Below are 13,134 nucleotides of genomic sequence, written 5' to 3'. Positions count from 1 at the left end.
GCCGATGCCGATGACGATGTCGATTGCCCCACCAGACTAAGGGGCGAGGGCGGGCGCTGGTGGGTCAGCCGCTCAAAGCCGATGGCCTTCCCTGTTCGACGGGTTGGGTGGAATCCAGGTGTGCCCAGGCGATCAGCCGGTGGCTGTGGCCCCATTCCGGCTCGCAGGTGGTCAGCGTGAGATAGCGGCCGGGGCCGTTGAAGCCGGATTTTTCCGGTACGGGGTCGATCACGCCGACGTCGCCGGGCAGCGTGGTGTAGGGGCGGTTGTCGATGCGGTACGTGAACCAGGTCGCGCCGTCGGTCAGCACCACGGCGTCCCCGGGTCGTAGCCGCGGGAAGTCCTTGAAGGGGTCGCCGTAGGTGCGGCGGTGTCCGGCGACGGCGAAGTTGCCGAGCCGGCCGAGCCGCGCGGTGCGGTCGTAGTGGCCCAGGCCGCGTCGGAGGGTGCCGGTCGCGGTGCCTTCGAGTACGGGCTTGGCCCAGTCGGCGCCGAGGCGCGGGATGTACATCACGGCGAAGGAGGCGCCCGCTGTGTAGGGGCCGGGCGGCTTGGCGCGGGTGGGCGTGGGGGCGCTGTCGTGGGAGGCAACGGGGCCGGTCGACCACTGTTCCTGGAGTTTGCCGATCTCGCCGTCCATCGCGCTGTCGGCCCGTACGCCGGTCCAGAAGAGCACATAAACGACGAAGAGCACGATGAGTGCGCCGGTGGTGACACAGATTTCGCTGAGCGTCCGTACGATCCAGCGCACCGTCGTCCGGCTCGGCGGCGTCATGCGGCTCCGCGGTGACATTCGGCCCTGCCCTCCCGCCGCCCCGCGGCGCGCGGGCTACGGCTTCACAGGCTGTGCGTAGTGGAGATCCACTGTGCCGGAGTAGCCGGCAAGAGTCACCGTCTCGCGCTGGTCGACTTTCCAGCCGAGGCCGTAGGCGTTCACGTACTGCAGGTAGTTCTGGATGGCGGGGGAGGCGGTCAGCGCCCTGTTCAGCGCCGCGCGATCGCCGACGGCGGTGATCGTGTAGGGCGGGGAGTAGACCCGGCCCTGGAGGATCAGGGTGTTGCCGACGCAGCGCACCGCGCTGGTGGAGATCAGCCGCTGGTTCTTGACCCGGATCCCCTTGGCGCCGCCCTGCCACAGGGCGTTCACCACGGCCTGTAGATCCTGCTGATGGATGACGAGGTCGTTGGGCTGCGGCTCGGGAATGCCGGGGATCTTGGCGGTGGCGTTGGGCGGGGCGTCGGTGAGGGTGACGGTGACGCCGGGGCCGGTCAGCGCCTTGGTGCCGGCGTTCTTCTCCAGGGCCTTGAGCTTGGCGTCCTCGGCTTTGGTGCTGCCGTTGTCGCGCTGGGCGAGGGCGTCGACGCGTTGGCGCAGGGTGGCGTTACGGTCGTCCTGGGCACCGTTTTTGTGGCTGCGTTCCTCGATGAGGTCGGACAGTCGCAGCATGGAGTCGTCCGAGCGCAGGTTGGTGCCACGGGCGGTGTCGAAGCTCAGCCAGAACAGCAATCCGGCGAGTGCGAAGACCGCGAGGGTCAGGAGCCGTACCGGCCGCAGCCGGGGGCGGACGGGGCGACCTGGGGAGTCAGCGGAATTGCTCAACGTACCCTTACTCCTTACGACGCCGCGGAAGCACTACGCTAACGGACGCCCGGGCGAGGACTCGCGCCCCACCGTTTCCCCTCCCGGCACCCCTTCCGTACCGCCCCCGCGCAGGTGGGGGCACCGCCCGCTCGAGCGCCGCCCGGGGTGGGGGGAGCAGCGCATCGACAGGAGTGTTCCTCGTGCCGAAGTCACGGATCCGTAAGAAGGACGACTTCACGCCGCCGCCGGCGAAGACCACCAGTCTGAAGATGAATTCAGGCCGTGGCTGGGTCGCGCCTCTGATGCTGGCGATGTTCCTGATCGGACTCGCCTGGATCGTGCTCTTTTACGTCTCCGAGGGGGACCTTCCGATCAAGGCCCTGGGGAACTGGAACATCGTGTGCGGCTTCGGCTTCATCGCGGTGGGCTTCGGCGTCTCGACGCAGTGGAAGTAGCGCGCATCCGGCCTTGGCAAGTCCTGCCCAAGGCCATCCACACGGTTATCCACAGCCGGGGAAAACTTCAGAAGATCTGTGGATAACCTTCGGGAGGTTGACGCCGGTGTGACCGGCGCCGACCGCCTCCCGGCACCTGCATCCCCGTGCCCCTACTGGGGAAATGCAGGTCAGCGCGGCAACGAACGGGCGTTCCCCACAGCTTGCACAAGATCCGCCACGTACTGTGGACAACTTGGCCCGGTGCGCCCCCGAAAGCGGTACGACCCGCTCAGCCGACCAGTTGGAGCGTCCGTACCCACACGACGGCGACGATGGCCAGCAGCGCCACCACGCAGGTCGCGGTGTGCACCAGATTCCGGCGCTCACGCGGCGCGTGCACCATTCCGTACGCCACCGCGGCGCCCACCACCAGGCCGCCGATGTGCGCCTGCCAGGAGATGTTCGGCCAGGCGAAGGTGAAGACCAGGTTGAGGCCGAGCAGGATCAGTACCGGCTTCATGTCGTAGTTCAGCCGGCGCATCAGGACGGCGGTGGCTCCCAGCAGTCCGAAGATCGCGCCGGAGGCGCCGAGGGAGGCCGCGTCCGGCGGGGCGATCAGATACGACAGGGCGCTGCCGCCGAGGCCGGCGAGCATGTACAGGACGAAGAACCGGAGTCGGCCCAGCGCGGCCTCCAGCGGCGGTCCCAGCCACCACAGCGAGAGCATGTTGAAGGCGATGTGCGGGATCTCCTGGTGCAGGAACATCGCGGTCACCAGGCGGTACCACTCGCCGTTGGCGACCCCTTGCGGCAGGTACCCGGAAGGGGTGCGGCCGCGCATGACCAGATCGCTCAGCAGTTGGTTGCTGCCGTCCTCCTTGTCCGCGATGAGGACCGCGATGAAGACCGCGAGGTTGATGCCCATCAGGATCAACGTGATCAGCCGCGGATTGGCGGCGATGATGCCGCCCGCGATGGTGCGCGGCGCCGTCGCGCTCGCCGAGTGGCCGGTGCCGCCGCCGCGTACACAGTCCGGACAGTGGAAGCCGACCGAGGCGCTGACCATGCAGTCCGGGCAGATCGGCTTGTCGCAGCGGGTGCAGTGGATGCCGGTCGTACGGTCCGGATGGCGGTAGCACGCCGGCAGACCGTCACCGCCGTGGGCGTCCTTCGGCTCCTGCGGGCTGCCTGGCACCTGGTCCATCGGTCCCCTCGTCCTTACGTCTGCGTCTGGGGGCGTCCAGGCACCGCCCGTCGCCCGATCACCAGCGCACATCGAGCTACGCGCCCCGCCTTATGTTCTACGACCGGGCGGGGCGCATTGGTTCCCCGAGCGGGACGCTATCGGTCCGGCGTCGGGCCGCGGGACCCGCTCAGCGGGTCTCGACGACGATCGTCTCGATGACGACGTCCTGCAGCGGACGGTCGGTCCGCGGGTTGGTCTGGGTGCTGCCGATGGCGTCCACGACCTTCTTGCTGGCGTCGTTGGTGACCTCACCGAAGATGGTGTGCTTGCCGGTCAGCCACGCGGTCGGCGCGACGGTGATGAAGAACTGCGAGCCGTTGGTGCCCGGACCGGCGTTCGCCATGGCGAGCAGGTAGGGCTTGTTGAAGGCCAGGTCGGGGTGGAACTCGTCCGCGAACTGGTAGCCCGGGCCGCCGGTGCCGTCACCGAGCGGGTCCCCGCCCTGGAGCATGAAGCCGCTGATCACACGGTGGAAGACCGTGCCGTCATACAGCTTGTCCGTGGACTTCTTGCCGGTCGCCGGGTGCGTCCACTCCCGCTCGCCGCCGGCAAGCTCGACGAAATTCTTGACCGTCTTGGGGGCGTGGTTCGGCAGCAGCCGAATCTCGATGTCGCCCTGGTTGGTCTTCAAGGTGGCGTAGAGCTGTTCAGCCACGATCTACCTTCCATAAGTCTTCACTGGCGGTTACCGATCCTCGCACGGACCGGACCGCCGGTCCCGCGGCTGCCACCTTCGATGCCCTTCGTACTGATTTCTTGCGACTACTCCGGGTTTCACTCGGTGCGCGGGCCGCGGGAACCGGGCGCGCCGGGCGGCAAACCGTGGCATTGTCGTCAACAAGGCTCCGGAAGGTCCCCAATGACCCGGATGCCCGGTCGCACATGCCGTACGACATGTGAGCGGGCATGATCTTGAACCGGGTGGACAGGCGACAGAGAAGACATGGGGGACCACCCCCACAGCCCCGGACACGCCACCGAGGAGGAGGATCCCGTGACCCGCAAGGACAGCGTGCGCGCCGCGACCGGTACGGCCAGGGAGAGCGTGCGGCACGCCGCGGAGGTGGTGGCTCCGTATGCCGGTACGGCCAGGGACGCCGCCGTGCACTACGCGCATGAGGCTCGTACCCGCATGGGGCCCAAGGTCGTCGAAGCCGCGCACCAGGCCCGTTCGCAGTACGACGCGCATCTGCAGCCGCGCCTCGAGCACGCCCGTGACGCCCTGCCGCCCAAGGTCGACGCCGCGGCCTGCCGGGCCGCCGCCCGGACCCGTAAGGCCGCCCGGCAGACCGCCGAGTACACCGCGCCGCGGCTGGAGCACGCGGTGAGCACCGCACGTGCGGCCGCCGAGCCGGTACGCGACGAGGCGGTGGCCCGCGGCAGCGCCGCGCTGGCCGCGCTGCGCGGGCAGGTGACGGCCGCCGAGATCGCCAAGCTCCAGAAGAAGCATCATCGCCGCGCCTGCGCCGGCAAGGTCGCCAAGCGCCTGACGATCCTGGGCATCGCGGTGGGCGCCGCGGTCGCCGCCTGGAAGTGGTGGGACAAGCAGGCCAACCCGGACTGGCTGGTCGAGCCGCCGGCCCCCACCGAGGTCGGCGAGCGCGGCCGCCTCAATGCCGTGGACGGCAGCGAGGGCGCCTCCCTCGACCCCGAGGTCCAGGCCAAGCAGGCCGAGGACGAGGCCGACGAGCGCGGCGGCAACACCACCTGACGCCGCTCACCACCCACACGACGGGCCGTGCCCGCCTCCCCTTCAACAGGGCGGCGGGCACGGCCCGTTGGCGTTCCGGCGGGCGCGCGCCCCGCGGGTCCTGCCGCGGAACGCTCAGGGCTTCCCGTACGGCATAACGCTCCGTCAGAACCCTGCGTCCAGCCAGGTGAAACACGCGCCTTCGGGCCCGTCAAACGTGCCGAAAAGCATATTGGCCGGTTACCTCGTCCCTGCCCACCGGTCGTGGCGTGCACTGCGCCACGACCGCTGCCGGAGCACTGCGGAGGAGTACCGTCATGTCGTCGCACGTCGCCAAACGGTCCGTCGAAGCGATCCTGTCCGTGCTGATCGTGCTGCTGAGCACCCCCGGACTCGCCGGCCAGGCCGCAGCGGCCGCCCCGCCAACAGCCCCAGAGGACACCAACTGGGAGCGCATCGCCCACTGCGAGAGCAGCGGCCGCTGGCACATCAACACCGGCAACGGCTACCACGGCGGCCTCCAGATCGACCTCACCACCTGGCAGGAATACGGCGGCCGGCGCTACGCACCCCGCGCCGACCTCGCCTCCCGGTCGCAGCAAATCGCGGTCGGCGAGCGCATCGCCGAGGACCGCGGCCTGGCGCCGTGGCCGAACTGCGGGCACTTCGGTCTGTTCGATTCCGACGGCCCGGTGGACGGCTACGAGGGAGCCGTCACCCATCACCGGCACGCGTCGGCGAACCACCACTCGCGTAAGACGCACCAGGCGCACCGGACCCATCGGTCCCCGTCGGCCGGCCAGGCCCCAAGGCACCAGCGCACCCACAAGGCCTCCCGCACCCAGGCCGGCAGCGCCTACGTCGTACAGCGGGGCGACTGCCTCTCGGTCATCGCGGACAATCAGCACATTCGCGGCGGCACTCAGGCCCTGTACGACATGAACGAGCACAGGCTCGACGAGGGCCCGGACCACATCTACCCGGGGCAGCAGCTGCGCCTGCACAGGTGACCGGATCGGGCGCCCCGGTGCCGCCCGGCGCCGGGGCCGCCCCCGACTTTCCCCAGCGCACCAAAAAATGCCCCCTGACCTGCGGTTTCACAGATCAGAAGGCATTGGGTGGTGGAGCCTAGGAGAGTCGAACTCCTGACATCTGCCATGCAAAGACAGCGCTCTACCAACTGAGCTAAGGCCCCTTCGCGGACCAGGGTACCTGGTACCCGGCCGGTTTCCCGACCGGGTATCGCCGCACCCCGCCACTCTCCGTAGGATGCTTCGCGAGATTCGCGGCAGCGAAGCGCGATCGGGGAGACAGGGGAGACGCATGGACGCAGCACAACAGGAAGCCACCGCGCGAGCCCGGGAGCTGCAGCGCAGTTGGTACGGGGAGCCTCTGGGTGCGCTGTTCCGCCGTCTCATCGATGATCTCGGCCTCAACCAGGCCCGGCTCGCCGCCGTACTCGGCCTGTCCGCCCCGATGCTGTCGCAGCTGATGAGCGGGCAGCGCGCGAAGATAGGCAACCCGGCCGTGGTCCAGCGCGTCCAGGCGCTGCAGGAACTGGCCGGACAGGTGGCGGACGGCAGCGTCAGCGCCGCCGAGGCCACCGACCGCATGGACGAGATCAAGAAGACGGCCGGCGGCTCGGTGCTCAACAACACCACGCAGCAGACGTCGTCGACGGGGGCCACCACCGTACGGCGCGTGGTGCGCGAGATTCAGTCGCTGCTGCGCTCGGTCTCCGACGCAGGCGACATCATCGATGCGGCGAACACCCTCGCCCCCACTCACCCCGAACTGGCAGAGTTCCTCAGGGTCTACGGTGCCGGCCGCACCGCGGACGCGGTGGCGCACTACGAGGCGCACCAGGGCTAGGCACAACGGAGCTTGCGGAGTTCGGGAGCGGACGGGGCGTCATGGGTGAGATCTTCGCCGGTCGGTACGAGCTGGTCGACCCGATCGGGCGAGGCGGCGTGGGTGCCGTCTGGCGCGCCTGGGACCAGCGAAGGCGCCGCTATGTAGCGGCCAAGGTGCTTCAGCAGAGCGATGCGCACACCCTGCTGCGCTTCGTACGGGAACAGGCGCTGCGGATCGACCATCCGCATGTGCTGGCCCCGGCGAGCTGGGCCGCGGACGACGACAAGGTGCTGTTCACCATGGATCTGGTGAACGGCGGCTCGCTGGCGCATCTGATCGGCGACTACGGCCCGTTGCCGCCGCGGTTCGTGTGCACGCTGCTGGACCAGCTGCTGGCCGGGCTGACCGCGGTGCATGCGGAGGGTGTGGTGCACCGGGACATCAAGCCCGCGAACATCCTGCTGGAGGCCACCGGCACGGGTCGCCCGCATCTGCGGCTGAGCGACTTCGGCATCGCGATGCGCAAGGGCGAGCCTCGGCTCACCGAGACCAACTACGTGGTGGGCACTCCCGGTTACTTCGCGCCGGAGCAGATGCTGGGCTCCGAGCCGGACTTTCCGGCGGACCTGTTCGCGGTCGGCCTGGTGGCGCTCTATCTGATCACCGGCACCAAGCCGGACTCCGAGGGCCTGATCCGGCACTTCGCCGAGCGTGGCATCCCCAACGCCCCCGAGGGCGTGCCGGAGCCGTTGTGGCAGGTGCTGGCCGGTCTGCTGCACCCGGACCCGGAGTCGCGGTTCAAGACGGCCACGGGGGCGCGCAAGGCGGTCCTGTCGGCGGCCGAGATGCTGCCGGACGTGACGATCGAGGACGAGGTCGTCGAGGTCTTCGACCACATCGGGCCGTTGCCGGGCGGGTTCGGGCCGGACGGGCCCCTGGTCTCGAAGGGCACGTCCGAGGACGTGGCCACCGGCCAGGGCTCCATGTCGGACACCGGGAGCTTCCAGCTCGCGCCGCCGGAGCGGAGCCTGTCGGTGCCACCGCAGCCGAGCACCCCGCCGACCCCGACACCGCTGCCGAGCGCGGCCTGGAGCGATACGCCCCCGGCCCAGGGCATGTCCGCCGCACCGGCCACACCGGCGCCGATCCCTGCGTACGAGCCGACGGCGGCCGTCCGGCCGGACGTTGCCGCGACCCGGCCGTATACCGCGGGCCCGCACCCCGTGCCCGGTCAGCCGCCGGCCGGGGCCCCGGGGCAGCAGGCGCCCGTCGCGCACATGGCGGCGGCCTCGGGCGCTCCGGTCGCCGCGCGGCCCGCTGCCGTGCCGGTACGGCGGCCGGGACCGCCCGCGAAGGTGGCGGTCCCGGTGCTGATCGTCGCGCTGCTGTGCATCGCGGTCGGCGTCTGGGCGCTGTCGGTCTCCTGACGGCCCGCCACGACGGCCTGCCGCGGGCGCCCTACCAGCCCTGCGGAGGCCCGGACTGCCGGCCCTGGCTGCCGTGTTGGGGGTGCTGGGGCTGTGTGGGCTGCTCCGCCTGGTGGGGGAGCAGTCCGGCCGTCCCGGGCGTTCCTGGGGCGGCTGCGGCCCTGCGCCGGGCCACCAGCGTCCACACGCCCAGTCCCAGCAGCAGCACCACGCCGGTGCCGATCCCGGCGTAGGCCACCGTCTGCAGAGTGCCGCTCTTCTCGGCCTCCTGCTCGGTCTGGCCCTTCCTGGCCATCTCCCGTTCCTCGTCGGTGACGGTGAACTCGGGGGCGGGCCCGGCGTAGGCCGGCCCGGCTTTCACGGGGTCCCGGACGTCGACCCGCAGGGTGAGATCGGCGCCCTTGGGGAAGTACCGCTCTGCATCAGAGTTCAGGGTCACTTCGAGGTAGTACCAGCCGGCGAACCTCATCGCCTTGACCGAGTCGGTGGTGTTGAAGCGGTTCCCGTAGGCGACGGGGGCGGTGAACTCCTTTGCGGTGGCCCCTTCGCCGTCGTAGGAGACGAAGTTGTCGTCGATGACGACGCCCCGCGCGGGGTTGAACACATTCAGTCCGAGGGCGTCCGCGAGGAACCCGCCGGCGGCGGGCGAGGACGCGTTCGGCAGTTCCGCGCGCAGGTTGAGCCGCTGGCCCCAGTTGACCGGCACCTGGTAGAAACGGGTCTCGCCGGGCCTGATCCGGTCCGTCCAGACGCCGGTGTCGACCGGGAACGCGTCGTTGAAGCCGGTACCGCCCCTGGCCTTGCGTTTGGTGGGGGCGGTGCGCGGCGCGGGGGTCGCGGTGCTCCAGCTGCCGTCGGCGGGCTCGGCCGGGGTGCTGCCCTTCAGCGCGGGCTCGCGGATGTAGCTGAGTTCGATCCCCCAGTCGGCAGGCCCGGACGTGGAGGATCCGTCGCGGGTGACCACGACGTAGTACTGACCGGCTTCCTGGCAGTCCGTCTCGTCGTGGCCGACGTCACGGACGGCGTAGTCGCTGATGGGATAGGCCGTTCCGCCGGCATGGAAGGTCGGCGAAGTCTCCGAACTACAGGGGGTGCCGTTGGTGTCCTGGACCCTGATGGACAGCTTGTCCTTGTATTCCTCGACCTTGGTGCCCGGACTGGGCACGGCGACCACGGAGAAGTAGGCGCTGGACTTGGCGTCGAGCGTGACGCCGTAGAACTGCTCCGCGCCGCGCTTGATCGTGTCGGTGTGCCGTCCCGGCTCGAGGGGCGAGGCGTCCGAGGTGGTGGCGGCGCCCTTGACCGGGGTGGCATCGTCCGCCGTCTTGTAAGTGGGCACGTTCTCGGCGGAGGCCACCCCCACCGCGCCCGGCATCACCGCCACCATGGCGAGCGCCGCAAGCATGACGAGCCCCGCATTCGTCCCACGCCCCGTCACCACGAGCCACCCCTCATCGCATCCGAACCGCCGCCGCTGGGCCGCTGCTTCCTGCGGGCCCGCAGGAAGGCGACCGCGAGTCCGGCCAGCAGCAGTACGCCGATACCGCCGAAGACGGCCGCGACCACCGGGCCCGCCGCCCATCCTTCACTGCCGCCCTGCCTGCCGTCGGCAGAGGCCCCGGGAGCACCCGCGGCGTCGCTCCTGAGGGCGCCCGCACCGGCCTGTGGCCCGGACTTCGCCCTGCCCGGTACGGCGACCCGCAGCACCACGCCGATCTGCGGGTTCCGCGCGATCTCGGCGGCCTGGGCGCTCAGCGATACGGCGATGTAGAAGTCGCCCTTGTCGTGCACGGGCGTGACGTTGAGGTCGCTCTCGTAGCGGTTGGTCCAGGCGACGGGGACCGTCCCCATACTGAGCGAGGCCGGCCGGCCGTTGTACGGCACCTGTGTGTTGAACTCCCCCGTGCCGCTGCCGACCGGCGCACGGGCGGGTGTGTAGACCTGAGTGCCACCGTAAGCGGTGACCGCGCTGTGGCCGTTCCTGACCGTCCGCTCATTGGCGAACTCCACGTCGTACCGCAGCTGCTGGCCCCAGCCGACCGGCACCTTGTACCAGAGGGTCTGCGAGGGAAGGATCTTGTCCCGCCAGACACCCTGGGTCAGGGAGCGGGCGTCGTTGAAGCCGGTGCCGCCGGTGACGGCCTTGGGGGTACCGGTGGGCAGTGTGGCGTTCTTGCCGCCCGCGCCGTACTTCGGCTCCGACTGCGCGGGCGTGATGCCCTTCTTCAGCGGATGTTCCACGTGAAACATCACCTCGAGCGGCCAGGGCGAGGCGTCCGAGCCCTTGGGCGCCTCGCGCTCGACGACGAACCAGTAACGGGCCGCCTTGTCGCAGGGAGCGGTGCCCTTCTCCGAGGGGACGCGGCTGATGCCCGAGGTGAGCGGCGTGGCGCTTTGCCGCTGCCCGAACAGCTCGTGGGTGGAGTCGCAGGTGCTGTCGATGCCGTAGACGATCTCGGTGTGCAGTGAGTCGAGAAGCCCGATCCGCGCGCCGGGCTGCGGAACCACGGTCGCCGAGAAGTCTGCCGTGGAGGCCGCGTCCAGGTCGGTGACGTAGTACCGCTTCTGGTTGGGTCCGATGCTGTCCAGGTACTGACCCGGTCCGATGCCGGGCGCATTGGCCTGGCTGGGGGTGCCCCGGACCTTCTCCCCCTCGAACTTGTAGCCGCCTACGGAGAGTTGCCCGGCCCGCTGGAGCTGTCGCGCAAGCGCCTTGGCGTCGGGGGCGTCGAAGTACTGGCCATGGCCGGACTTGGCGATGCATTCCAGCTGCTGCCGCGCCTTGCCGGCGACCTCGAAGCCGATGGCGTCGATGTGCAGATCCACGCCGGAAGCGGCGAGTTGGGCGGCGACCTTGCAGGGCGGCGGCGCCTGGCAGTTGTCCTCACCGTCGGAGATCAGCAGGATCGTGCGCTTGCCGATCGATCCGTCGGAGGGCTTGGGGAGATCCCTGGCGGCCTTTTCGAGGGACAGCCCGATAGGGGTGTCGCCCTTGGGCCGCACCGCCGCGACGGCCCGCTTGAGACCCGCACGGTCGAGCGGGGAGACGGGCTGGGCGAGCCGGGTGTCGTCGCAGCCCCTGGACTTGTCGGCGCCGTAGAGCCGGAGGCCGGTGGGGTAACCGTCGGGCAGCGCGTCGACGACCGTGCCGACGGCCTTACCGGCGGCCGCGATCCGGGTACTGCCGGAGGCGTCCTTCTCCGCCATGGAGCCGGAGGAGTCCAGCACCATCACCATGCCGGTGCCCTCGGCGGGCGGCGCGGCCGGCGCAGTCGCCGCGGCCGGCGTTGTCTGCAGCGGCGCGGCGGTGAGCGCCAGCAGCAGTCCGCCGAGCAGAGCCACCGCCCCCCTGCGGCGTCGTCGTGCCATGTCCCTCGTCCCCCTTGCGTACCGCGTGTCACTTTCCGCACATCAACGCACCCACGTACCCGCACGTCAACGCATACCGCGATGCCACGCACTTCAGCTTTGCTACTGCAAGTTAATAATGTGCTATCGCAAACGCAAGGGGCTCGCTGTCACGGCCCTGCAACAACAGCGGCCCACCACGACGCACCCGCGCCCGGCATCATGCCACCGCGCCCGGCCCACCCCATGACGCACGAAACCCCGGCCGCCCAAAGGCAACCGGGGTCCGTACAAACTGCTGTGCGTTGGGGTCTCACACACCCGAACCTGCGGGCACGGAGTCGGTCGCCTCCGTCCACAGATCCTGCTCGGCGCGATCCGCCTGGATCTGGCGGTACACGAGGAGCCCGCCGATGGCGGCCAGTGCGACCAGGAGAAGCTTCTTCACCGCGCGACCTCGTCTTTCGTTGACGTAGGGGACCTATGTCGGCCGATGATACACACCGACCGATACCGATCGGTTATCTAGGCCGAGCCCGGCTACAACCGGCGCGCTGACCTCGAAGAAGGCTCAACTTCCGTTTTCCGTACGGAGAATCGGGCGGCACCGCCGAATCGCCCCGCACGCCACAACGCATCGGCCCGGCCGGAGAAATCTCCGGCCGGGCCGATTGTGCAGTGCGGCTACCAGGACTTGAACCTGGGGCCTCTTCCTTATCAGGGAAGCGCTCTAACCGTCTGAGCTATAGCCGCGCGCTCGCTGCACCAGAAGATTAGCGCACTTCAGAGGCGTTCCCAAAATCGGTTCCCGAGGCCCTCCGACGGGCCCGCCACCAGGGGCACTACTCGTCCTCGGCGAGGGTGAGCTCCACCCCGCCCACCAACCCCGCGGACAGGTTGTAGATGAACGCGCCCAGCGTGGCCAGCGCCGTCGCCAGCACCACGTCGATCACCGCGATGACCGACGTGAACAGCAGCACCCGCGGCAGCGACAGGAAGGACTGCAGATCGAATCCGCCGCCGTCGCTCGAGCCGGTGGCCTCGCTAATGGTGCTGCCGACGGTGGAGAAGACGCCCATCGCGTTCATCACCATCCACAGCACCGAAACGGCCACCACCGTGCAGATCCCCAGCGCGATGGACAGCAGGAAGCTGACCTTCATCACCGACCAGGGATCGGCGCGCGCCACCCGCAGCCGGGCCTTGCGGGTGCGCGGCGCCGTGCCGGCGCTCGTGCGGGGCTTGCGCACGGCCTGGCCACCGCCGGTGCCGCCGCCGGTGCGGTAGGCCTGGGGCGGCTGATACGGCTGCCCCTGGCCGCCCTGGCCGCCCTGGGGCTGCTGTGGCGGCTGCGGTTGCTGCTGGGGCTGAGGTTGCGGCTGACGCGTATCGGTCACGGTTCCCCCTTGGTTGGAGCCCTCGTCTCGGGGGCCTTCGGACGCGGCAGAGCCACGGGCGCCGTCTTCCGTCACGGTCGCGGGTCCGGACGAGGAGCCCTTCTTGACTCCCGGTCCACCCGCCGCAGCGCCCGTGGCTCCACTCACGACCTA

13 protein-coding genes and 2 tRNA genes are annotated in these 13,134 nt (G+C 69.9%); 5 read left to right on the top strand and 10 right to left on the bottom strand.

Going from position 1 to position 13,134, the window contains the following annotated elements; translation table 11 throughout:
• Nucleotides 1–64 precede the first annotated feature (64 nt).
• The gene (locus ACIRPT_RS21875) at nt 65–775 is read right to left on the bottom strand and encodes a class E sortase (protein WP_403829477.1); all 711 of its coding nucleotides are present in this window, start codon (nt 773–775) and stop codon (nt 65–67) included.
• Between the two features lie 54 nt (nt 776–829).
• Nucleotides 830–1,600: a DUF881 domain-containing protein gene (locus tag ACIRPT_RS21870; protein WP_403829474.1), complete on the bottom strand. Its 771-nt coding sequence runs from the start codon at nt 1,598–1,600 to the stop codon at nt 830–832.
• A gap of 182 nt (nt 1,601–1,782) precedes the next feature.
• Here ACIRPT_RS21870 and crgA point away from each other — a divergent pair, with 182 nt between their 5' ends.
• Nucleotides 1,783–2,037 carry a cell division protein CrgA gene (gene crgA / locus ACIRPT_RS21865; RefSeq protein ID WP_046927087.1) on the top strand — a complete coding sequence of 85 codons (255 nt, stop codon included), beginning with the start codon at nt 1,783–1,785 and terminating at the stop codon, nt 2,035–2,037.
• Between the two features lie 271 nt (nt 2,038–2,308).
• On the opposite strand, the gene ACIRPT_RS21860 is transcribed toward crgA, so the two are convergent.
• Entirely contained in the window at nt 2,309–3,223 is a 915-nt protein-coding gene (locus tag ACIRPT_RS21860; RefSeq protein WP_403829471.1) for a rhomboid family intramembrane serine protease, read from the bottom strand.
• Nucleotides 3,224–3,392: 169 nt separating this feature from the next.
• A complete protein-coding gene (locus ACIRPT_RS21855) occupies nt 3,393–3,920 on the bottom strand; it encodes a peptidylprolyl isomerase (RefSeq protein WP_403499859.1) in 528 nt (175 codons plus the stop codon).
• Between the two features lie 339 nt (nt 3,921–4,259).
• On the opposite strand from ACIRPT_RS21855, the gene ACIRPT_RS21850 reads away from it, so the two are divergent.
• Both ACIRPT_RS21850 and ACIRPT_RS21845 read left to right on the top strand, forming a co-directional pair.
• Nucleotides 4,260–4,976 (top strand): DUF5324 family protein, encoded by a 717-nt coding sequence (locus ACIRPT_RS21850; protein WP_403829467.1) that lies wholly within the window; start codon nt 4,260–4,262, stop codon nt 4,974–4,976.
• A 296-nt stretch (nt 4,977–5,272) separates the two neighbouring features.
• Nucleotides 5,273–5,965, top strand: coding sequence for a transglycosylase family protein (locus tag ACIRPT_RS21845; RefSeq protein WP_403829464.1), 693 nt, complete (start codon nt 5,273–5,275; stop codon nt 5,963–5,965).
• A 109-nt stretch (nt 5,966–6,074) separates the two neighbouring features.
• Here ACIRPT_RS21845 and ACIRPT_RS21840 read toward each other — a convergent pair.
• Nucleotides 6,075–6,150: transfer RNA gene (locus tag ACIRPT_RS21840), tRNA-Ala, on the bottom strand.
• A gap of 128 nt (nt 6,151–6,278) precedes the next feature.
• On the opposite strand from ACIRPT_RS21840, the gene ACIRPT_RS21835 reads away from it, so the two are divergent.
• Both ACIRPT_RS21835 and ACIRPT_RS21830 read left to right on the top strand, forming a co-directional pair.
• The gene (locus tag ACIRPT_RS21835; protein ID WP_400069033.1) at nt 6,279–6,827 is read left to right on the top strand and encodes a helix-turn-helix domain-containing protein; all 549 of its coding nucleotides are present in this window, start codon (nt 6,279–6,281) and stop codon (nt 6,825–6,827) included.
• 41 nt (nt 6,828–6,868) lie between these two features.
• Nucleotides 6,869–8,236, top strand: coding sequence for a serine/threonine-protein kinase (locus tag ACIRPT_RS21830; protein WP_403829461.1), 1,368 nt, complete (start codon nt 6,869–6,871; stop codon nt 8,234–8,236).
• 31 nt (nt 8,237–8,267) lie between these two features.
• Here the strand turns inward: ACIRPT_RS21830 and ACIRPT_RS21825 are convergent, their stop codons facing one another.
• The 5 genes from ACIRPT_RS21825 to ACIRPT_RS21805 all read right to left on the bottom strand — a co-directional run bounded on the left by ACIRPT_RS21825 (nt 8,268) and on the right by ACIRPT_RS21805 (nt 13,128).
• Nucleotides 8,268–9,677, bottom strand: a complete 1,410-nt coding sequence (locus tag ACIRPT_RS21825; protein WP_403829458.1) for a hypothetical protein — start codon at nt 9,675–9,677, stop codon at nt 8,268–8,270.
• A complete protein-coding gene (locus ACIRPT_RS21820) occupies nt 9,671–11,605 on the bottom strand; it encodes a VWA domain-containing protein (protein WP_403829457.1) in 1,935 nt (644 codons plus the stop codon). The genes ACIRPT_RS21825 and ACIRPT_RS21820 overlap by 7 nt, the downstream gene beginning before the upstream one ends.
• Nucleotides 11,606–11,897: 292 nt before the next feature.
• A complete protein-coding gene (locus tag ACIRPT_RS21815) occupies nt 11,898–12,032 on the bottom strand; it encodes a DLW-39 family protein (RefSeq protein WP_003958712.1) in 135 nt (44 codons plus the stop codon).
• 231 nt (nt 12,033–12,263) lie between these two features.
• Nucleotides 12,264–12,337 (bottom strand) — tRNA-Ile (locus tag ACIRPT_RS21810).
• An 89-nt stretch (nt 12,338–12,426) separates the two neighbouring features.
• The gene (locus ACIRPT_RS21805) at nt 12,427–13,128 is read right to left on the bottom strand and encodes a DUF3566 domain-containing protein (RefSeq protein WP_403829454.1); all 702 of its coding nucleotides are present in this window, start codon (nt 13,126–13,128) and stop codon (nt 12,427–12,429) included.
• Nucleotides 13,129–13,134 lie beyond the last annotated feature (6 nt).

Origin of the sequence: Streptomyces sp. NPDC101227 (assembly GCF_044767545.1) — a bacterium.
GTDB lineage: Bacteria > Actinomycetota > Actinomycetes > Streptomycetales > Streptomycetaceae > Streptomyces.
This window is presented reverse-complemented; position numbering and strand designations above follow the sequence as displayed.